Origin of the sequence: Streptomyces sp. NBC_00328 (assembly GCF_036139655.1) — a bacterium.
Classification (GTDB): Bacteria; Actinomycetota; Actinomycetes; order Streptomycetales; family Streptomycetaceae; genus Streptomyces.
In genome coordinates this window covers 7454932-7475378 of the sequence record NZ_CP108013.1, presented here as the reverse complement: position 1 = coordinate 7475378, position 20447 = coordinate 7454932, and the positions used below count along the sequence as shown (strand labels likewise).

General features: G+C 69.9%; 17 protein-coding genes and 2 pseudogenes. 8 read left to right on the top strand and 11 right to left on the bottom strand.

Annotation, left to right across the window (positions count from 1 at the left end; translation table 11 throughout):
* Positions 1-43 precede the first annotated feature (43 nt).
* Positions 44-1447, top strand: coding sequence for a helix-turn-helix domain-containing protein (locus OG485_RS32710; protein WP_328672177.1), 1404 nt, complete (start codon positions 44-46; stop codon positions 1445-1447).
* A gap of 56 nt (positions 1448-1503) precedes the next feature.
* Here OG485_RS32710 and OG485_RS32705 read toward each other — a convergent pair whose 3' ends face one another.
* The gene (locus OG485_RS32705) at positions 1504-3246 is read right to left on the bottom strand and encodes a pyruvate dehydrogenase (RefSeq protein ID WP_328672176.1); all 1743 of its coding nucleotides are present in this window, start codon (positions 3244-3246) and stop codon (positions 1504-1506) included.
* A gap of 100 nt (positions 3247-3346) precedes the next feature.
* A complete protein-coding gene (locus OG485_RS32700; protein WP_328672175.1) occupies positions 3347-4963 on the bottom strand; it encodes a protein phosphatase 2C domain-containing protein in 1617 nt (538 codons plus the stop codon).
* 115 nt (positions 4964-5078) lie between these two features.
* On the opposite strand from OG485_RS32700, the gene OG485_RS32695 reads away from it, so the two are divergent.
* The 3 genes from OG485_RS32695 (at position 5079) to OG485_RS32685 (ending at position 7634) form a co-directional block, all read left to right on the top strand.
* Complete coding sequence (locus OG485_RS32695; protein ID WP_328672174.1) at positions 5079-5474, top strand: hypothetical protein; 396 nt, start codon at positions 5079-5081, stop codon at positions 5472-5474.
* 660 nt (positions 5475-6134) lie between these two features.
* The gene (locus OG485_RS32690; protein ID WP_328672173.1) at positions 6135-7115 is read left to right on the top strand and encodes a winged helix-turn-helix transcriptional regulator; all 981 of its coding nucleotides are present in this window, start codon (positions 6135-6137) and stop codon (positions 7113-7115) included.
* Positions 7116-7151: 36 nt separating this feature from the next.
* A complete protein-coding gene (locus OG485_RS32685; protein ID WP_328672172.1) occupies positions 7152-7634 on the top strand; it encodes a DUF456 domain-containing protein in 483 nt (160 codons plus the stop codon).
* Positions 7635-7920: 286 nt separating this feature from the next.
* Here OG485_RS32685 and OG485_RS32680 read toward each other — a convergent pair whose 3' ends face one another.
* Positions 7921-8913: a hypothetical protein gene (locus tag OG485_RS32680; RefSeq protein ID WP_328672171.1), complete on the bottom strand. Its 993-nt coding sequence runs from the start codon at positions 8911-8913 to the stop codon at positions 7921-7923.
* 944 nt (positions 8914-9857) lie between these two features.
* On the opposite strand from OG485_RS32680, the gene istA reads away from it, so the two are divergent.
* Positions 9858-11492 carry an IS21 family transposase gene (gene istA / locus OG485_RS32675; RefSeq protein ID WP_443048800.1) on the top strand — a complete coding sequence of 545 codons (1635 nt, stop codon included), beginning with the start codon at positions 9858-9860 and terminating at the stop codon, positions 11490-11492.
* A complete protein-coding gene (gene istB / locus OG485_RS32670) occupies positions 11489-12307 on the top strand; it encodes an IS21-like element helper ATPase IstB (protein WP_328672170.1) in 819 nt (272 codons plus the stop codon). The genes istA and istB overlap by 4 nt, the downstream gene beginning before the upstream one ends.
* Here the strand turns inward: istB and OG485_RS32665 are convergent.
* From OG485_RS32665 to OG485_RS32645, 5 genes are read right to left on the bottom strand one after another with little or no spacing between them, the layout of a single operon-like run.
* Positions 12223-12663: a hypothetical protein gene (locus OG485_RS32665; protein WP_328672169.1), complete on the bottom strand. Its 441-nt coding sequence runs from the start codon at positions 12661-12663 to the stop codon at positions 12223-12225. The genes istB and OG485_RS32665 overlap by 85 nt on opposite strands.
* Positions 12656-13120: a DUF6228 family protein gene (locus OG485_RS32660; protein WP_328672168.1), complete on the bottom strand. Its 465-nt coding sequence runs from the start codon at positions 13118-13120 to the stop codon at positions 12656-12658. The genes OG485_RS32665 and OG485_RS32660 overlap by 8 nt, the downstream gene beginning before the upstream one ends.
* A gap of 33 nt (positions 13121-13153) precedes the next feature.
* Positions 13154-14785, bottom strand: a complete 1632-nt coding sequence (locus OG485_RS32655) for a tyrosine-type recombinase/integrase (protein WP_328672167.1) — start codon at positions 14783-14785, stop codon at positions 13154-13156.
* Between the two features lie 13 nt (positions 14786-14798).
* Entirely contained in the window at positions 14799-15113 is a 315-nt protein-coding gene (locus OG485_RS32650; RefSeq protein WP_328672166.1) for a helix-turn-helix domain-containing protein, read from the bottom strand.
* Positions 15110-16174, bottom strand: coding sequence for a tyrosine-type recombinase/integrase (locus tag OG485_RS32645; RefSeq protein ID WP_328672165.1), 1065 nt, complete (start codon positions 16172-16174; stop codon positions 15110-15112). The genes OG485_RS32650 and OG485_RS32645 overlap by 4 nt, the downstream gene beginning before the upstream one ends.
* Positions 16175-16316: 142 nt before the next feature.
* Between OG485_RS32645 and OG485_RS32640 the strand changes: the two are divergent.
* Positions 16317-16469, top strand: a pseudogene (locus tag OG485_RS32640) (ATP-binding protein); the annotation flags it as partial.
* Positions 16470-16495: 26 nt separating this feature from the next.
* Positions 16496-17290: a class I SAM-dependent methyltransferase gene (locus OG485_RS32635; RefSeq protein ID WP_328672164.1), complete on the top strand. Its 795-nt coding sequence runs from the start codon at positions 16496-16498 to the stop codon at positions 17288-17290.
* A gap of 176 nt (positions 17291-17466) precedes the next feature.
* Here OG485_RS32635 and OG485_RS32630 read toward each other — a convergent pair whose 3' ends face one another.
* From OG485_RS32630 to OG485_RS32620, 3 genes and pseudogenes are all read right to left on the bottom strand, one after another.
* Positions 17467-18051, bottom strand: a complete 585-nt coding sequence (locus OG485_RS32630; protein ID WP_328665195.1) for a hypothetical protein — start codon at positions 18049-18051, stop codon at positions 17467-17469.
* Positions 18052-18133: 82 nt separating this feature from the next.
* A pseudogene (locus OG485_RS32625) lies at positions 18134-19137 on the bottom strand (IS5 family transposase).
* A gap of 456 nt (positions 19138-19593) precedes the next feature.
* Positions 19594-20208, bottom strand: a complete 615-nt coding sequence (locus tag OG485_RS32620; RefSeq protein WP_328672163.1) for a hypothetical protein — start codon at positions 20206-20208, stop codon at positions 19594-19596.
* Between the last annotated feature and the right edge of the window lie 239 nt (positions 20209-20447).

Here is a 20447-nt window from a genome sequence, read left to right as displayed (position 1 = left end):
GAGTGCCTGGGATGCCGTCCTGGGTCGAGAAGCGGAGGAAACGGTGTCATCGCGGGACGATGTCGAGGAATTCGCGGCGATGCTGCGGCAGTTGAAGGCCCGCTCCGACCGCAGTTACGCCGCGCTGGCCCGTCACCTGAACATGAACGCCTCGACACTGCACCGGTATTGCGCGGGGGAGGCGGTGCCGCAGGGGTTCGCACCCGTGGAGCGGTTCGCCGAGCTGTGCGGGGCGGCTCCGGCCCAGCGGGTCGAACTCCACCGGCTGTGGGTTCTCGCGGTGGCGGCCCGGCAACGGTCCCGGACGACTCCGGGGACCGAGTCCGCCCCACCCGCGCCGTCCGCTCCGTCCGCCACGGAGTCGGCGTCATCGAGCCCGTCGGCTTCGGCGAGCCCGTCGGCGTCGATGTCCCCGTCCGCGAATCCGTCGCTTCCCGAGCCGGAACCGGCGTCGCCCGGTTCCTCGCCGGTCACCACCGAGGCCGCCCGGACGGCCACGGAGACGGGACCCGAGCCCGCCGGAGCGCCGCGAACGCCCTGGTACAGGCGCCGCGTCGCGGTCGCCGCGGCGGTGGTGACGGCGCTGTTCGCCACCCTGGGCAGTCTGTCCGCCCTGCCTTCCGGGCACGCCGCGACGGACGCCGGCGACCGGGTGTCCGGCGCACCGACCGCGAAGGCGGCAGGCGGCGCGCGGCACGGGTCCGCGACACCGTCCGCATCCCCCTCGAAGACGCACAGCCGGCCGTCCGGCTCCCCCTCCCCTAGCCCGTCCGGCAGCGGCGACACCTCGCCGAGCCCGTCCACGAGCCCCTCCCCCAAGGCCGTCTCCGCCGTCCCTCCCCTCACCTGGACCGTGAACTCCCATCGCTGGGCGGTCGGCTGTGGTCACAACTACGTCATCGACAAGACACCCGACCAGGTGCCGCCTCCGCCGGACCCGCAGGACGCCTCCCCGTGGGCGCAGACACAGAACGGGGTGCACGGCGGCCAGACGCTCGTGGACATCACCGTGCAGGGGCGGTCGGACGCGGCCGTCGTCCTGGAGGCGCTGCGGGTCCGGGTCGTCGGACGCTCGGCCCCGCTGAAGAGCCCGTCCTACTTCACGGGCGGGGGTTGCGGCGGCCTTATGGGGCCCGGCTCGTTCGACGTCGATCTGGACAAGGACCGGCCCATCGCCCGCCCGGTCCCGGGCGATGGCGAAGGAGCGGATTCCCGGACTCTGAGCATGCCCTTCCGGGTGTCCGTGAAGGACCCCCAGGTGCTGATGGTCGACGCCCAGACCGAGAACTGCGACTGCCGCTGGTACATGGAGCTCGACTGGTCCTCGCAGGGGCGCACCGGTACGGTCCGGATCGACGACCAAGGTGTCCCGTTCCGCACCAGCGGCATCAAGGGCCTGCCGCAATACTGGTACAAGGAGAACGGCTGGACCCTGGCCTCCGACTGAGCGAGATCCGCGGCACACCCGACCGGTACCGGTACCGACGGCACACCCGACCGGGGCTAGGGACGAGGCACGTTGCGCAGGTTGGAGCGGGCCAACTGCACCATCCGGCCGACACCGCCGTCCAGCACGATCTTCGACGCCGACAGGGCGAAGCCCGTCACCATGTCCGCGCTGATCTTCGGCGGGATGGAGAGCGCGTTCGGGTCGGTGACGATGTCGACCAGGGCCGGGCCCTTGTGGCGGAAGGCGTCCTTGAGGGCACCGGCGAGGTGCTTCGGCTTCTCGACCCTGATGCCGAACGCCCCGCAGGCGCGGGCCACCGCGGCGAAGTCGGGGTTCTTGTTGGTGGTGCCGTAGGAGGGCAGTCCGGCGACCAGCATCTCCAACTCGACCATGCTGAGGGAGGAGTTGTTGAAGAGCACGACCTTCACCGGCAGGTCGTACTGCACGAGGGTGAGGAAGTCGCCCATCAGCATGGAGAATCCGCCGTCGCCGGACATCGACACGACCTGCCGCCGCCGGTCGGTGAACTGGGCGCCGATCGCCATCGGCAGCGCGTTCGCCATCGATCCGTGCGAGAACGAACCGATCACCCGGCGGCTGCCGTTGGGCGAGATGTAACGGGCCGCCCAGACATTGCACATACCGGTGTCGACCGTGAACACCGCGTTCTCGTCGGCGAGTTCGTCGAGCACCGAGGCGACGTACTCGGGGTGGATCGGGACGTGCCGGTCGACCTTGCGGGTGTACGCCTTGACGACCCCCTCAAGGGCGTTCGCGTGTTTCTTCAGCATTTTGTCGAGAAAGCGCCTATTGCCCTTGGGTCGCACCCGCGGGATCAGACAGCGCAGTGTCTCCCGCACATCACCCCACACCGCCAGGTCCAGCTTCGACCGGCGCCCCAGGTTCTCCGGCCGCACGTCGACCTGGACGATCTTGACGTCGTCGGGGAGGAAGGCGTTGTACGGGAAGTCGGTGCCCAGCAGGACGAGGAGGTCGCACTCGTGGGTCGCCTCGTAGGCCGCGCCATAGCCGAGGAGCCCGCTCATGCCGACGTCGAACGGGTTGTCGTACTGGATCCATTCCTTGCCGCGCAGCGCGTGTCCGACCGGCGACTTGATCTTCTCGGCGAACTCCATGACCTCGGCGTGCGCGCCCGCCGTGCCGCTGCCGCAGAACAGGGTGACCTTCTCCGCCTCGTCGATCATCGCGACGAGCTTGTCGATCTCGGCGTCGCCCGGCCGGACGGTGGGCCGGGAGGTCACGAGGGCGGTCTCGACGGGTTTGTCCGGGGCGGGCTCGGACGCGATGTCACCGGGCAGCGAGACCACGCTGACACCGGAGCGGCCCACCGCGTGCTGGATGGCGGTCTGGAGGAGCCGCGGCATCTGCTTCGGGCTGGAGATGAGTTCGCTGTAGTGACTGCACTCGCGGAAGAGCTGGTCCGGATGGGTCTCCTGGAAGTAGCCGAGGCCGATCTCGCTGGAGGGGATCTGCGAGGCCAGGGCCAGAACGGGGGCCATCGAGCGGTGCGCGTCGTACAGGCCGTTGATGAGGTGGAGGTTGCCCGGTCCGCAGGAGCCGGCGCAGGCCGCGAGCCTGCCGGTGATCTGGGCCTCGGCGCCCGCGGCGAAGGCGGCTGTCTCCTCGTGCCGGACCTGGATCCAGTCGATGGCCGCGTTGCGCCGGATCGCGTCCACGACCGGGTTGAGGCTGTCGCCCACGACTCCGTACAGCCGCTCGACGCCCGCGCGGACGAGGATGTCGACGAACTGCTCGGCGACGTTCTGCTTGGCCATGCCGCACACACCTCTTCGTGATCCTCGAACCCTCGGGTCTCCCGGGTCCCCCTCGTTCCCCGGCTCATCCCTCGGATCCATGAATTCACACGCGGCGCGGTTACGCCTCCCACACGGCGGCGGCCGTCCGGTCGTCGGCATACCCCTTGACCCGCGCCGACGCGTCCGCGAGGAACGCGGCGAGGCCGGGTGCCTCTGCCCGCGCCCACCGTGTCGTCAGGTACTCGGCCAGCCCGGGTTCGCCGCGCAGCGGCTCCGCGAGGCCGCCGGTGCACAGCAGCAGCGTGTCACCCGGACGGGCGACGGATGCCCGGAACCGGAAGGCGGCGTGCGGGGGCCGGGGGGCTGGTTCGTACGGGCTCGGTGGCGTCGTGATGCCGAGGTCCATGGTGAGCCGGTCGCCCTCGGGAGTCTCGTGGGGCGGTGATCCGAAGCCGACGACGGCCTCCCCGGTCGTGTCGGCGACCCGCGGTTCGATGTCCTGCCACTCGCCGTCCCGCAGCCGGAACAGACCGCCCGCGCCGACACCGAAGAAGACCCGCGTGCGGCACTCCGGATCGGCAGGCAGCAGCAGACAGCGCAGGCCCGCCGTGTATTCCTCGGGTTCGACGCCCTGCTCCGCCGCGCTCGCCCGCAGCCGGCCGAGGCTGCGGTCGACGAGCCGGTGCAGTCCCGACTTCAGCTCGCCGCGCCGGGCGGCCCTGATGTCGTCGGCGAGCCGTTCGTGGCTGCGCCCGACGGCCTGCCCGATCCACCGGCACGCCTCCGCCGCGGCCCGGTGCGCGCCCGAGGTGGCGCGCGCGCCGGTCGCCATCGCCACCAGGACGAGCGCCTGCTCGCCCGTTCCGAACCGGGCGGTGAGCAGCGCGTCCCGGCGCGGCTCGCCCCGGAAGCGGGCGGAGTCCCCGCGTACGGACACGGCGCGCAGCGTGCTCGTTCCGTACCGTGCGCCGTCCAGCACGGTGTCGGCGACCAGGTCACCGAGTTCGTCGGGCTCGGCGGACGGCAGCGCGGTCGGTTCGGGGTCGTAGGTGGGCGGGCCGGAGCCGACGTGGCCGGCGGGGGGCGGCGGTTCGACGACGGAGAGGACCGCCCCCCGGGGTTCGTCCGCCGCGTCCCCCGGTACCGACTGGGGCGGTGGGGTCCGGAAGCCCCCGGTGGTGCTGGGCAGTGCGCCCGCTCCCGGTCCGGGGGCCGCCGCACCCGGGGGTACGGCGGGAGCCGACCCGGGTTTCGGCGGCACGTCCGACGGCGCTCTCGACGCGGGCACCTGCCCGGCGGGAGGCCCTGCGGACGTGTCGCTCCGGGTGTCCCGCGAGGCGTGCGGGCCGGGTTCCTGCGCGGTGAATCCCGGCGGTTTCGGGCCGGGCGGCAGGGCGGAGGGCGCGGCCGGTGCCGGACCGGAGGGCGGGAGCTCCCAGGACGGGGGTTCCCAGACGGAGGGCTCCCAGGGGGTGGGCTCCCAGGAGGCGGGTTCCGACGGGGGCGCCTGGCGGCCGGGCGGGCCCGTGTCCGCGCCGGGCCCCGGCACCGGGCCCCGCTCCCAGCGGCCCGGCCGGGACGCCGGCTCGTCGGAGGGCGTCCCGTCGGGCGGGCCTCCGCCGCCCGGCCGGTCGGCGGAGGCCGAGGCGTCGTGACGTCGCCCCGGTCCGGCGGGAGGCTGCTGCGGCGGCGGGGGCGGCTGCGTCCCCTGCTCGGGGGACGAGGGCTCCGGCACGGTGGGAGGCCTTTCGGGACGCGGCGGACCGTCGAACCCGGGTGCGCCGGGCCGGCGGTCGGACCCGGGACCCGGAACGGACCTCGGATCCGAGGCGGACCTCGCGTCCGCCGACGTGGGCCTCCGTTCCGGCGCGGGCGGCACGTCCGAGGTGGGCCTCCGCGTCGGCGCGGGCGGCACCTCCGACGTCGGCCACCGTTCCGACCTGGGCGGGACCTCCGAGGCGGGCCTCCGCGTCGGCGCGGGCGGTACCTCCGACGTCGGCCACCGTTCCGACCTGGGCGGCACCTCCGAGGCGGGCCTCCGTGTCGAGGTGGGCCGGACGTCGGAGAGGGGCTTCCGTTCCGGCGCGGGCCGGGCGTCCGGCCCTGTTTCCGGGCCTGCGTCCAGTCCGTCCCCGAGCGTCCCGGACGCCGACGCGAACCGGTCGTCGAGGGAATCGGCCACGGCGGCGGGCCCCGTGTCCTCGGTGGAGTCGTCGTACAACTGCCGCCACCAGTCGTCCTCGTGACCGGTGGGCTTCTCCCCCTGCTGGCTCATGCTCCCGATTGTCCACCGAGACGGCCGGTTGAAAACGGGGCATCCGGAAAAACCGGCCAAGGTGCAGCCCGTCGAACGGCCTGCACGAGTGAACCGTCGAACAGGAATCCGCACCGGAAGATGCGAACACCTGACCGCCGAGCGGCCCCACCCCCCACGGGGGAACCGCCCGGCGGCGCCTGGGTGACCGGGGCCCGCGCACGCCGTGGACCGGCCCGGACCACGGTCCGGACCACCGACCCGCCGACCCGCCGACCCGTCGACCCGCCGACCCGTCGACTCGTCGACGACGCCCGGTTCGGCACCGGGTTCGGCACCGGGTCTTGCATTTGGTCCGGCACCGGATTCGCCCCCGGACACGGACGGAATCCTCAACCCCCGCTTCTCCAGGCCCGGTTCGCGCATGAACGCGAGCCGGGACAGCCCTGGGTCCACAAGTCGGCACGGCCGCTTCCCGCAGGCCGGACCCAACCGGAGGATCACGGACGCCGGTTGGCACCTCGGTGACGTGAGCTTGTCAGAGGGGCGGGGGGTACGGCGATGATGTGCCGGGGCGGGTTTGCGCCGTGGCCGATATCCGCCACGGCTCTGCCGGCCGACCGGAACGCATCCACGGGAAGGGCATCGCCGCATGCTGGGAGCGATAGGTCTGGACGAGACCCACGAATCGGCGTACCGCGCGCTGGTGTCCGTGGGCGCGGCCGAGGTACCCGATCTCGCGCGCCGGCTCACGCTCGGCGAGTACGAGACGGAGCGCGCGCTGCGCCGGCTGGAGCTGCACGGCCTGGCCGCGCAGTCCTCGGCGCGGCCGGGCCGCTGGGTCGCCGCGCCGCCCGGAGTCGCCCTCGGCGCGCTGCTCACCCAGCAGCGCCACGAACTGGAGAAGGCGGAACTGGCGGCCGCGCTGCTGGCCGAGGAGTACCGGGGCGCGGCGGGCGAACCGGCCGTGCACGACCTGGTCGAGGTCGTGATCGGCGCCGCGGCGGTCTCACAGCGCTTCCTCCAGCTCCAGCTGGGCGCCTGCGACGAGGTGTGCGCGCTGGTCACCGGCACCCCGATGGTGGTCTCCGGCACGGACAACGACGCCGAGGAACAGGCCGCGGGCCGGGGTGTCGGCTATCGCGTGGTCGTCGAGCGGTCCGTCCTCGACCAGCCCGGCGGGATCACCGAGCTGTCCGCCGCGCTCGGCCGCGACGAGCAGGTGCGGGTCGTGGACCGGGTTCCGACCAAGCTGGTGATCGCCGACCGGACGCTCGCGATGGTGCCGCTCACCTCGCACACCGCGGAGCCGGCCGCGCTGGTCGTGCACGCGAGCGGACTCCTGGAGCTGCTGTCGGGGCTGTTCCAGTCGGTGTGGCGGGACGCGCTGCCGCTGCGGCTGGGCAGCCGGGGCGTAGTGGAACAGGAACCGGACGGCCCCGACACCACGGACCTGGAGATCCTCTCCCTGCTCCTCGCGGGCCTGACCGACGCGAGCGTGGCCAAACAGCTCGACCTGGGCCTCAGGACGGTACAGCGCCGGGTGAAACGCCTGATGGAGCTGACCGGCGTGACCACCCGGCTGCAACTGGGCTGGCACGCGTACGAGCGCGGCTGGGTGGCCCGGGGCTGACCTGCGCTCTCGCGTCCACTCGGGCAGGCTGGGCAGATGGGAGTGTGGGAACTCCTGCTGGTCGGCGTGGTGATTCTGCTCGGCCTGGTCGGAGTGCTGGTGCCCGGTCTGCCGGGGTCGTGGCTCGTCTGGGCCGCGGTCCTGTGGTGGGCGCTGAGCTACCCGCAGACCCTGTCCTGGGCCGTCCTGGTGGCCTCGACCGCCGTCCTGCTGCTCGCCCAGGCCATCCGCTGGATGCTGCCACCGCGACGGCTGCGCGAGAGCGGCGCCACCACCCGAATGGCGGTGTACGCGGGAGGCGGGTCCTTCCTCGGCTTCTTCCTGGTCCCGGTGGTCGGCGCCGTGGCCGGTTTCATCGGCGGGATCTACCTCAGCGAGCGGCTGCGCCTGGGCGGACACGGCCCGGCGAAGACCTCGCTGCGGACCGCGATGCGGGCGGGCGGCTGGAGCGTGCTGACGGAGCTCCTCGCCTGCCAGCTGATCCTGGGGGCGTGGCTGGGAGCGGTCATCTGGGGCTGAGGGCCTCACCAGGCGGATACCGACGGGTCAAAACCGTCCGCGCCCACCAGCCTCAGGACACGACCGAGGCCCAGGTCGACCGAAGCGAAGCCGGAGACCTGGGCTTTGATCCTTCCCGGCCGCTCGGGGCCGTCGTGCCACTCACGCGCCGGACGGACCGCGCGGGGGCCGCTTCAGCCTCTTGATCCGGCCGTCCACGTGGTGGGCGGTCCGGTGACCCGCCTCCACCTTGCCGGTCCCCTCCCCGGCCGAAGCCGGGAGCGGACCAGACGGAGCGGCCGCCCCGTCAGCGGGCGCTCGTGGTGCGGATGCCGGTGACGTCGCCGAACACCGGCTCCAGCTCCACGACGAGGTCGGTCGTCACCGTCGGCGACTCCCCGCCGCCGAAGGTGTGGGTGACAGCGATCTCACGGCTGTTGGCGCCCTCGCTCACCGTCCACTGCACCGGAACGTTCTGGGCCCGCAGGACACCGTCCGCCTGGTTCGTCTTCTCCCACGCCTTCAGCTGCTTGGCGAAGGCGGGCGTCAGGTAGTGCGCGCGCAGCGCCTTGGCCAGGGCGGCGTCCGGGCCGACGGGGGCGTCCTTCGCGTCGACGTACGCGCCGTAGAAGTCGGCGACCTGGGTCACCGAGTCACCGGTCCTGCCACTGACCGACCGCACCGCGGCGGACGCCTTCGCGGATGCCTTCGCGGACGCCTTCGCGGACGCCTTCGCAGATGCCTTCGCTGCGGCCTTCGCTGCGGCCTTCGCGGGGGCGATGCTCGTGGTGCGGATGTCGGTGATGCGGCCGGTGGGCTCCTGCTTCACGACGAGGTCGGTCGTCGTCGTCGGCGACTCCCCGCCGCCGAAGGTCAGGGTGACGACGACCTCGAGGCCGTTGCCGCCCTCGCTCACCGTCCACTGCACCGGGACGTTCTGGGCCCGCAGCAGACCGTCCGCCTGGTTCGTCTTCTCCCATGCCGCCAGCTGCTTGGCGAAGGCGGGCGTCAGGTAGTGCGCGCGCAGCGCCTTGGCCAGTGCGGTGTCCGGGCCCGCGGCATCGTCCTTCGCGTCGATGTACGCGCCGTAGAAGTCGGCGACCTGGGTCACCACGTCACCGTTGAAGCCACTGACCGTCCGCAGCGCGGCGGCCGCCTTCGCGGAGGCCTTGACCGGGGCGGGGACGGCGGCCTGCGCCGCCACCTGCGTCGACACACCGAGCCCGACGGCCAGGACGAGACCGGCGGCGACAGCCGCGCGGCGGCCCGGACGACGACGTGCGGGGGTGTTCCTGCTCATGTCGTGTCTTCCTTCTTGGTTGGTGGTCCATAGGGGTCGCTCCCGGCCCGCGCCGGATGTCCCCGCTCCGCAGGACGCGGGCTGGGGGGAGCCGCAGGACGCCGAACGGCGTACGCCGGGCACCCGGGCACACAGATGCCCGGTACGCAGGCACAAGCGGGAGTCGTCACCAGGCTGCTGCCGGGGCCCTCGATCCACCCCGGCCGGTGCGACACCCACAGCTTCGAAGACACCGGGGACCCACCACAACCACCACCGCCCAACCCGCAACGACGCAACCATCCCACCCACCCTGAGCTGCGCAAACAAGCACTGCCTGGGATGCCGTCCTGGGACGCGGGGACGACCGGGTGCCGTCTCGGCCGCCCCCTGGGCACCGGCCCCGACGCAGCAACCGCCCGGGCCGGGGACCGCAGGCCGACGGGTGCCGGTCGCGAGCGCCCTCACCTGGGCGTATACGATCCCCGGCCATGTGATCTCGGCGGACTGACATGAGCGTCTGCCGTTCGAAGCCTCCTGGGGGCGCCCGGTGAACACCCTCGTTTCCCTGCTGAGGAGCATGCTGGGCCTGGGCGGCGGTCTGGTGTTCGTGTGGGAGCTGAACCGCCAGGCTTCGGGACCGGGCTGGAGGAAGCCGCGAGTCCTCTCGGCGGCAGCCGCGTTCGGTCGGGAAGCAGCGGGGAGTCACGGTCGTCGGCGGACAAGACGATGCCCACGAGAACGACCCCTGACCGATTACCCGGTCAGGGGTCGTTCACCTGCGGTGGGTGTGGGATGTGAACCCACGGTGACATCGCCTGGCTTTGTCAGTGAGTTCTGACACCGGTTGTCGATCGACGGCGACACCGCCCGGTGTTGGCGGAGAGTGATATCGCTGAGTTTTGACACCACTTGGGTGCTTGCGGTGGGAGGCTGGGAGTGCTCTGCGTGGTGAGGGGGCGCCGGTGCCACCGAAGTCCAAGGTCGATCTGTACGCGGCGATACGCCGTGATGTCCGGGCGGGCATGTCGAACCGGGCCTTGCAGCGCAAGTACGGGGTGGGTTTCCGGACGGTGAAGGCGGCCGCGGAGTCCGTCTGGCCGGAGCCGCGCAAGCAACTGCCGCCCCGCAAGACGCGGCTGGACGTGTTCAAGCCGGTGATCGACCAGATGCTGCGGGCGGATCTGGACGCGCCGCGCAAGCAGCGGCACACCGTCAAGCGGATCTTCGACCGGCTGCTGGACGAGCACGGTGCGGTGGAGGTGACCTATCCGATGGTGCGGGTATATGTCGCTGATCGCCGCCCGCAGATACGGATCGAGGCGGGACGCGGACCGTTGAACGCGTTCATCCCGCAGACCCACTTGCCTGGGGCAGAAGCCGAGGTCGACTTCGGGGACATGACGATCCGTCTGGCCGGCGAGCAGGTCAAGGTGTTCCTGTTCGCGATGCGCCTGTCGTACTCCGGCAAGGCGGTGCACCGCATCTTCGCCTCGTGCGGCCAGGGGGCGTTCTTCGAGGGGCACGTCCACGCTCTCAGCGTGCTGGGCGGCGTCCCTCGCGGCAAGGTGCGCTATGACAACCTGCGGGCCGCGGTCGCCCGGGTGCTGGGCTTGTCGAGAGCGCGGGTGGAGAACGAGCGGTGGACCGCGTTCCGTTCGCACTACGGCATCGAGAGCATGTACTGCCGCCCGGGACTCGAAGGTGCCCACGAGAAGGGCGGGGTGGAAGGCCAGATCGGCTGGTTCAGGCGAAATCACCTGGTCCCCGTCCCAGAAGTCGCCTCCCTCGCCGAACTCAACGCGATGGTCGAGCGGTGGGACGCCGAGGACGACGACCGCCGCATCCGGTCGCGGCCCAGGACGATCGGCGAGTACTTCGCCGTCGAACGCCCGCTGCTGCAGCCGCTGCCGGACGAGCCGTTCGAGACCGGTCGGCTGTTCAGTCTGCGGGTGGACCGATACGCGCAGGTCAGCGTCCGCACGAACCGCTACTCGGTGCCCGTGGGGCTGATCGGCCGCACAATTCGGGTGATGCTGCACGCCTCCGAGGTCGTCGTCTACGACGGCCGCAAGGAAGTCGCCCGGCACGAGCGGCTGATCGCCAAGGGCCAGTCCCGCCTGGACCTTGACCACTACCTGGAGGCCCTGGTCCGCAAGCCCGGCGCTTTCCCCGGCGCGACTGCCCTGGAACAGGCCCGCTCCGCGGGCAAGTTCACCCCGGTCCATGACGCGTGGTGGGCGGCGGCCTGCAAGGCCCACGGCGACCGGGACGGGACCCGGGCGCTGATCGAGGTCCTGCTGCTGGGCAGGCACCTTCACCACGAGTACCTGGTGACCGGGCTCGCCGCCGCCCTGCGGGTCGGCGCTCTGACCGCGGACGCGGTCGCGCTGGAAGCCCGCAAGGCCGCCGAGGCCGACGACTCACCGCCCGCTGCAGCAGATCCGCAGCCGGACCGGGCCAGGGTGACGTTCCTGACCGAACGGCGGCTGGCTCACCTGCCGCCTGACAACCGGCCGCTGCCGTCGGTCGCGGCCTACGACCAGCTGCTGCGACCGCGGCGGCCGGACCGATCCGCCGTCGAGGGAGACAGGCCATGACGACGTTCAAACGCCACCGCGGGTTGACCGAACAGGCCGCCGACGCCGCTGTCGACCAGGCATGCCGCATGCTGCGGCTGCCCACCATCCGGGCCCAGTTCCCAGAGCTCGCCGAAACAGCCACCCGCGACCAGATGTCGTATCGCGGCTTCCTCGCCGAACTGCTGATGGCCGAGTGCGACGACCGGGCCCGCCGCCGCTCGGAACGACGGATCAAGGCTGCCGCCTTCCCCCGCGAGAAGTCGCTGCGGGCCTTCGACTTCGAGGCGAACCCCAGCGTGGACCCGGCGGTCATCCACACGCTGGCGACCTGCGAGTGGGTCAAGAAGGGCCTGCCGCTGTGTCTGATCGGCGACTCGGGCACCGGCAAGTCGCACCTGCTGATCGCGCTGGGCACCGAAGCAGCGATGGCCGGTTACCGGGTCAAGTACACGCTCGCGACCAAGCTGGTCAACGAGCTGGTCGAGGCCGCGGACGAGAAGGTGCTGACCAAGACCATCGCCCGCTACGGTCGCGTCGATCTTTTGTGCATCGACGAGCTGGGCTATATGGAGCTGGACCGCAGGGGCGCTGAGCTGCTGTTCCAGGTTCTGACGGAGCGTGAGGAGAAGAACAGCGTCGCCATCGCCTCGAACGAGAGTTTCAGCAAAGCGCACATGTTCCGGCGAACCCGTGCGAGGTGCTGCCGAACTGCGACAGGTTCGATGAGGCATAGCGGGAGCTCTGGTCGTCAGAGGTCCTGTGGCCATCCGCCCAGGGCCCGCGCCAGATGCTCGCGAAGCTCCGGATCGTCCATCGCCGCGACGAGGCGATAGGCAGTCGGCCCGACGCGCCAACCCGAATCATGATCGAAAAGCGGTCGCTGTCCCGCTGCGTTATGCGCGAGCTTGGCCACCAGTTCCGCCAGCGCAAAGTACAGAGCTTGTTCCTCGGTCAACGGGTCTTCTCTGCTCAGGCTCCGTCGCCGGATTCGGTCGAAGACTTCGCGGCCCCGCGGCCACTGGTCTTCACGTTCTGCCAGGATCAGGGCCTCGTCGATCTCTGGTGACCGCCCCATCTTCCGGGCAGCAGCAGCAAGAACGCTGCCTGCCCAAAGAACGGGTTCCTGCTGTTGCTGGAACAAGTTCCGCCCCCAGATATAGAGACGCTCATTCGTCGGCAGGTCAGCCACGATCACTCCAATTCTCGTGGAGGAAGTGGCGGAGATCGCCGACGAGGGTGGACATCTGCTCACCGGCTTCCAGCCATGTGGTGACGGAACCCTCCCAGCCGCCGACGGCAGTCGGCCAGGGCCGAAGAGTCCAGGTCAACCCGACATGCCCGCCCGACCGGAAGACCGCTCTGAGGGTGAGGTCGTGATCGTTGTTCTGCCAGACGCGCTCTCCGTCCCACCCTCGAAAGTCCCGGGCCAGCTCCTCCAGGAAGGACACCAGGTCCGCGTCCCAGATCCACGCGACTACTTCATCGACACGGGCATTCAGCCCGGGCGCGCATGCCTCGACGGCGTAGTGCACGCAGTCTTCGTCCGGACGGAAACGGTCACAGAACCTCACCATGACCGCCAGGTTGTCCTGGGAGTGGACGACCACCTCGGTCAACTCGTTGAGGCCAACGTCGTGAGTACTCATCCGCTGAACAGTAGGTCAGCCGGTCGCCCGCCGTCACCGTGATTCCGGGCCGGGCAAGCGGCCGGGATCGACGCGGTCGGACAGATAGATCATGGTGGCTTCGGGGTCCATGCCGAAGGCGGTGGCCACAAGTTTGGGGTCCATGGTGTTGACCAGGTCGAGCAGGCGAGTGCAGCGGATCATTCGGGGCGGGAAGCCACAGGCGTCGAGGACGTGGCTGACATAGGCGGTGGACGCCGGTCCCCGGCCGGACTTCGTCTGGCGGGTGACCACCACGTGGGGGTTGTCGGTCTGCTGCGCTTCGCGGTGAGCGAGACAGCGTTCCAGCACTGCCCAGGATGCCGGGTCCAAGGGAACCGGATGCGGGCGGTTGCCGAGCCGGGCGGTCCGGGCATGAGGGTCAAGGTCAGCGGTCTGCAGCATCTTGACCTCGCGGCTTGAGGCGCCGTGCATCAGCGCGAGCATGCCCAGCAGGGCCTCGCGCGGATGGACGTCCGGACCGGTGGTCCAGCGGCGGAACAATACGCGTTGCTGGTCGAGTGTCAGCGTCGCTCCGGTGAAGCCGCTCGGTCCTCGGGAGGTCAGGCCGTGGGAGGGATCGACGAGGACGATCTTTCGGGAACGTGCGAAACGGAAGAACTGCCCGAGTACGACCAGCCGACGTTTTCGAGCCTTGGGTGAACTGGCGAGGAAGGCTTCGACGTCGTGGACGTCGGTCAGGGCCCAGTCCTGCTTGCCGCGTTCGCTGGCGAGGAAGCGGGCGAGGTCACGCATGATGGCCAGCGCCGCCTCGACGGTCGCATCGCTGCGAGGCCGTGTTCCGGCTCGGCGGGCTCTCGCGCGCGAGCGCATCATGAAGTCGGCGAATGCGTCCACCGTTGGCCGCAGGGTCTCGGGGGCGGCGTCGATGCGGCGCTGTCGGCGGCCGGCCGCGAGCCGCTCGGCCTGATCGGTGGCCATGGCCATGCCGTGACCGGTGAAGAAGGTTTCCAGTGCGCGGGCGAGGGATCCCATCGAGCGTCCGGAACGACGAGAGCGTTCGAGCAGAGCCTGCGGGTGGTTGGGCTGCTCATCCAGAAGAAGTCGTCCCAGGGAGGTGATCATCGTGCAGGCGCGGCTGCCGCAGTACTTGGCGGCGAGGTCGGCGGCGAAGTTCCGCAGCCAGTCCGGGGGTTCGGCGAGTTCGGCGATCAGGTTCTCGGCCCGGACGAAGGGCCGGTCGGGGTGACGCTGCCAGCAGGCTGAGCACAGTCCCAGCCCGGCATGCCGTCGCACGCGGCCGCATTCGCGGCAGGGCCGGGGCTGCTGTTTGGTCTGGCGGGGACGCGAGCAGTGCCCGCACCAGCCGGTGTCCTCGCGCAGATAGCCGGGCCGACGGCACCGAGGGCAGGGCGCCTTGGCGGCATCGCGTTCAGTCTTGCGTGCGCAGTCCCGGCACAAAGTCACTGTCTTGTCTCTGACCGGATGGCCGCAGGTGGTGCACACGCGTGAGCAGGTGATGCACCGGCCGGTGTCCTCTTGGAGAACGCGTTGCTGGCCGCAGCGGGGGCAAGCGGCCCTGGCCGCCGCTTCTTTCTGCCGGGCGGTGCAGCGACAGCAGTACTGCCGGTTGATGATGCCGACCGGGGCTCCGCAGCCGATGCAGTCGCTCTGTTTGACGCCCACGATGCCACCCGGGTCACAGCGGCGGCATGGAACGGCCGCGGGCGGAGGCTGTCTTGGGCAGGTCAGCGGCTGGCCGGGGTGGGGCGGCAGGGCGCTCGACGGGGGTGGTGTCGACCTCGAACAGGTCGTTGGGAGTGCATTCCAGCGCGGTGCACAACGCGATCAAGGTGGACATCTTCACCTGAGAGGGCTCCTTGGTGAACAGCGCGGACACCGACGCGGAGGACATCTGCAGGCCGGCACGTTCGGCCAGGAGCCGCTGCAGCTGGGTGCCGGTCCAGACCTCACGCTGGGCGGCGGCCATCCGCAGGCGCCATCGGATCTTCACGCGGGGTTGCCCTCCTCGGTGGTGAGTTCGCTGAGCGTGGTGGTCACCGCGCGGCGATAGGCGTCCTCGATGAACGTCGCGGACGGCCGGACGTATCTCATGGTCGAGCTGACCGTCCAGTGACCGAGAAGCTGCTGGATCGCCACGAGGTCCACGCCGCGTTCGTAGTTGTGAGTCGCGCAGGCCCGCCGCAGGGCATGCGGGCTGAACCGGTCGGCGGCCGGGCGTCCTTCGAGTTCCATCAGATAGCGCAAGCGGTTGCGGATCGTCCCGCGGTGCAGGCTGCCGCCGGACTCGTCCGCGAAGAGCACCGGCGAGTTGGGGAACTTGCCCCGTACGTCGTCGAGGAACCAGTGCAGGACCAGGTCGAGGCCGTCCAGCATGGGCACCCAGCGCGGCCTGGGTCCGGAGGTGCGGGCGCCTTTACCGAATCGCACGTAGAGTTTTCCGAACGGGCCCCGCGAGAAGTGGACGTCGGGACGGTCCAGCAGGGACGCCTCTTCCGAGCGCAGGCCGGCGTGATAGAGGGTCCGGAACATCGCATAGTCCCGGGCCGCGGGTCCGTACTTGCGAGCGGTGGCGATCCGGGCCTTGAGAAAGTCGAAGAACTCCGCCACCCGTTCCGGGGTCGGCGGCGGCAGTTGAGCCGGCGAGTCGTCCCCGACATGCCGTGCGGCGTTGAACTCGTCCACCGGGCAGACCAGACGGACGCCGAACCCCGCTTCAATCTCAACGGCCTTGCGGACCTGCAGGAACCGATGGAAACCCTTGAAGATCTGCACATACTCGCGCCGGGTCGAAGCCGCCCGCCCGGCGAGGGCCAGATCGCCGACGACGCGGTCGATGTCCTCCGGCGTGACGTCCCACGCGGGTCGGCCCAGCGCGTTCAGCGTCCGTTCCAGCAGGCCGATGTCGTTCTCGACCGTCACCGGGCTGAACCCGCGGGCCCGCCATGAGGCGACGAACGCCTCGACACACTCGGCCTGGAACTCCCATGGATCTGCGGTCACCGGCTCCAGCAGGACGGCCCCACCCTCGATCACCCGCAACTGGGATGTCACCGGCACACCTTCCTCGCACCTCACCGATCAAGGCAGCACCTGGAGAATCCGAGCACCACCATGAAGACCAACGAGGACCGCAGGAGATGGATACGGGCCGATGGCAGCGGCGATCCTCGAAAAGGAACATGTGCCAGCCCCAGGTGGCTGGACCAAGACCTTCACCGATCCCCGCCTCTGCGCGGCCATCGTCGACCGGCTCACCTTCGGCGGCAACCTGATCCAGACCGGCACCGACTCTTACCGCCTCGCCATCACTCAGGCCCGGGCAGCAGCACAAGGCAACACCGGCTGAGGACGCCAGGCCGCTATCGTCGCCAGATGCCTGAAGATCTTGAGAAGTTCAACACCGCGATGACCACCTGGCAGGAGTGGCAGGACGCCCCCTGGGGCCGACTGCGCTACTCAATCGCTGAGGCAAACCTGCTCCGTCACCTTGGCGACGTGGGCGGCGAATCGCTGCGGATACTCGACCTCGCCGGCGGCGACGGCGGAGACGCCATCCGCCTCGCGGCCCGCGGGCACCATGTCACCATCGTTGACTACGCCCCCGCCATGCTCGCAGCGGCCACCGAGCGAGCCGTGGCAGGCGGCGTGACGGAGCTGATCAACTGCGTCGAGGCCGACGCGACCGATCTGCCCCGCGACCTCGCCAACGGGCAATTCGATGTCGTGCTCTGCCATAACCTCCTGCAATACATGGACGACGTCCCAGGCACTCTCGCCTCGGCACTCTCCCCGCTGAAGGCCGGGGGCCTGATCTCCGTCATGGCGATCAACCGGCATTCGGCGCCCTTGAACATCGCCGTCCGGGAGATGGACCCCGCAGCCGCACTCGCCGCACTCGACACCGATCAGGCGCGGACGCAGATGTTCAACTCGGCATTGACGCTCCACACAGCCGAAGAGATCATCCGCACCCTGCGGGAGGCCGGATGCCGGGACATCGCCCACTACGGCATCCGCAGCTTCTGCGACTACATCACCGACGACGCACGCAAGCACGAACCGGACTTCTACGAAGCCCTCGAACGCCTCGAACTCGCCACCACCGCCCGGCCGCCCTACATGCACACTGCCCGGCTCTTCCAGCTCACCGCCTGGAAACCGAGCTAGGGCGCGTATCGGGTCGTGATCGCTCTGTGGGATTCGGATTCGAGTCAGGATTTGATTCAGCAGTTACTCGGGAACCGTGGGCTGGTGGCTCTGCTGAAGGATGCCGGGGCCGCCGCGCTGAACAGTGCCTCACCCCGGGCAGGCGCCCTCGATCGTTCGCCGTCGGCATGGTGTGTTCAGGTGTGCAGGCGGTCGAGTTCGTCGGCGCGGCGATGATCCTTCGGCCGTCCGATGGCCCGCCGCATTCGGATCAGGTCGTCAAGCGACGCATAGCGGATCGTGAAACCGGAGGAGTCGTCGGCGCCTTGTGCTCGGGCCAGGCAGTCGGTGACATCAAGGTCGCCCCAGGACAAGGCAGGCGTGCACAGATCCCCGGCGGCGCCGGTCACCTGGTATCCCACCTGGGCTCGGTCGAGGTCGGGGAGATCGGTGCGGCCAGCCGCGGCGAGGGCATCTCGCAAGGCTCGGGCCTGCGCAGGTGTGCCGTCCCACAGCAGGTCGAGGTCCCCGGTCAGCTCGGCGGATCCGTGCATGATGCCAGCGACCTGGCCGATGACCATCGCGTGCGAGCCGGCCTCGTGCAGGGCGCGCAGGAAGGGGATCGGGTCAAAACCGAGTGCCCCGTCCGTGGCGAACGTTCCGGTGAGGTCATCAGCGTCCTCCGGTCGGCACCCTGTGGCGGTACGGTCACGAGTGGCCTCTTCGATACGGCGGATGGCCTGACGAAGTCGCACTGCAGCATGCTCATTCATGCTGCTCATCCAACATGATGACCAGCCCAGCTTCGACCGGGTATCAGTCGGCCACGTGCGGCCAATACAGGCATCGTGACACCTTGCTGGATCAAGGAGCGGTCCGCGTGAGGTCCTTGATCCAGATGATCGAGGCGCGAAGGTGGAGGCCAGCGAGGTAGCTCTCGGGTGTCTTGTCGTAGCGAGTGGCGATACCTCGCCAGGCCTTCAGCTTGTTGATCAGGCGCTCAACGGTGTTGCGCTCTTTGTACAGGTCAGCGTCGTGGGTGACTGGCCGACCGCCCTTGTGGCCCTTCTTCTTCCGATTGGCAGCCTGGTCCTTCTTCTCCGGGATGACAGCCTTGATCTGGCGTTTCCGCAGGTAGGCGCGATTGCCTCGGGACGCGTAGGCCTTGTCCCCGGCAACCGCGTTGGGTCGGGTGCGAGGACGGCCGACGGGCCCCCGGACACGCACCTTCTCGAGCACGGGGATGAACTGCGGGCTGTCCGCGGCCTGTCCTGCAGTCAGGACGAACGCCAGCGGGTGGCACCTGCGGTCGGCGGCAAGGTGAACCTTGCTTGTCTGCCCGCCCCGCGAGCGTCCCAGGAGGGCAGCTTGCAGTCGGAGCTTTCGGCGATGCAGGACGCGTCGTCGCAACTCCCGCTCGGGATCCGCTTCGGCAACCTGCCCGTTTCGCTCCTTGAGGCTGCCCCCTTTGACCTGGCCTTCTTCTCCTCGGCGGCCGCCTCCTCCAGGACAGTGATCACATCTTGGCCCAGGTGCATCCCGGCCGCGTCATGGTGGGCCCGGGCGGTGGTGGAGTCGATGCTGACCAGGGACAGGTCCACCTCACCCCTCTTCGCTGCTTCCGCGATCAGGCCCTCCAACAGGACCTCGAAGACGCCGGCGTCACGCCACTGCCGGAAGCGGTTGGAGACGGTCGACCAGGCACCGAACTCCTGCGGCATCTCCCGCCACTGCCCGCCCGTCTTGAACCGCCAGATCACGCCCTCGAACTGCTGTCGCAGCCGCTCGGGGTACGGGCCGTACTCGCCGATCGGCAGGTACGGCTCGATGAACTCCCAATCTGTGTGTGCCAGTTGCACTCGAGTCACGCAAGAGGATCTATCGGATCAGGCTTCGGAGTGAGGGCGAATCCCAAAGATTGATCACGACTCGATACGCGCCCTAGGGATCGCCCCTTCGCGGTGTCAGTTCTCATCGACATTTCGAGGCTCTGAGATCAACAAGTGGTGTTCAAACTCGCTGACAAGCGGTGTCCGTTCCCACTTACGAAGCCAATCGCCGGTACGGCGATGCGATCTGTATCAGACCGTCAGCAGGAGAGGGAGTCGATGTAGATGTGCTGAGCGCTGTTGATCTTCATCCACATACTGGCCTCGAAGCAGGCGCGGACAGAAGCGCCAGGTTCAGCGCGGACGCGGCGAGGACTGCCGCGACAGCAAGGCTCTTTCTCGCATTCGCTCCCAGGTGACCGAGCAGGAACTCGGTTACACATAAAGGAAGTTGGTCTTCGGCCCCGGACGGTGCCCGGATTCAGCGCTCTCGGTTCAGCCCGCCCACCGGGAGTCGAGCGCGATGGTCTGCAGCCGGTCGAGTGTGAGCGGGGGCTCCGGCCGCGTCACCGGTCCGCCCTCGATGGTGGAGTTCACTTCCTGGACGATGACCCTGCGGCCGTCGGGGTGGAGGGTGTCGACGAGCCACACCACGGCCGAGCCGCCCTTTTCGGACGCCCGCTTGGCCCGCTTCACCAGGGTGCCGTCGGCCAGGGTCAGTGCCTGGCACTCGATGTACTCACCCTCGCAGCCCATGCGCCCGGCGAGGACGTCGCCCATGTCGTTCTGGGCGTTCACCCCGATCATGCTCTTTCCGTGGCCGTCGTCCCAGACCAGTGCGGCGTAGCCTTCCTGGCTCTGCTCGTCGGAGATCTTCCCGCCCTTGGGCAGCAGGGACTTCAGCACCCGGATCATCTGGCGGCCGGACAGCGACGCGCCCGAGTCGGAGAGGGCGGTGGACGGGGCCGAAGCGCTGACCTTGCCGGTGGCCATGGGCGGTTCGGCGGCGGACGCCTGCGCCGCCGCTCCGAGTCCGAGGGCCAGGACGAGGCCGGCGGCGACGGCCACGCGGCGGCCCGGACGACGACGTGCGGGGGTGTTCCTGTTCATGGTGTGGCTTCCTTCTGCGGTCCGAACGCGGGTGTTCTCCGCGTCGCGAGACGGTGGGTGCTGTGGGGTGCCGAACGCCGCCCGGGCACAGAGATGTCCCGGTGCACAGGCGGAAGGCGGAAGGCGGAGGGTGTCGTGGCGTCTGCGGGCGGTCATGCCGCCTCGGCCGGTGCGACACCCACAGCTTCCAGGACGCCGGGGACCCCCGACAACAGCCGCCACGCACATGGGACGGCGGG

Bases quoted from the DNA above. Each gene is read 5' to 3' on its own strand.
- OG485_RS32705 (WP_328672176.1), bottom strand. From the start codon at position 3,246: ATGGCCAAGCAGAACGTCGCCGAGCAGTTCGTCGACATCCTCGTCCGC.
- OG485_RS32690 (WP_328672173.1), top strand. From the start codon at position 6,135: ATGCTGGGAGCGATAGGTCTGGACGAGACCCACGAATCGGCGTACCGC.
- OG485_RS32685 (WP_328672172.1), top strand. From the start codon at position 7,152: ATGGGAGTGTGGGAACTCCTGCTGGTCGGCGTGGTGATTCTGCTCGGC.
- OG485_RS32680 (WP_328672171.1), bottom strand. From the start codon at position 8,913: ATGAGCAGGAACACCCCCGCACGTCGTCGTCCGGGCCGCCGCGCGGCT.
- istB (WP_328672170.1), top strand. From the start codon at position 11,489: ATGACGACGTTCAAACGCCACCGCGGGTTGACCGAACAGGCCGCCGAC.
- OG485_RS32660 (WP_328672168.1), bottom strand. From the start codon at position 13,120: ATGAGTACTCACGACGTTGGCCTCAACGAGTTGACCGAGGTGGTCGTC.
- OG485_RS32635 (WP_328672164.1), top strand. From the start codon at position 16,496: ATGCCTGAAGATCTTGAGAAGTTCAACACCGCGATGACCACCTGGCAG.
- OG485_RS32630 (WP_328665195.1), bottom strand. From the start codon at position 18,051: ATGAGCAGCATGAATGAGCATGCTGCAGTGCGACTTCGTCAGGCCATC.
- OG485_RS32620 (WP_328672163.1), bottom strand. From the start codon at position 20,208: ATGAACAGGAACACCCCCGCACGTCGTCGTCCGGGCCGCCGCGTGGCC.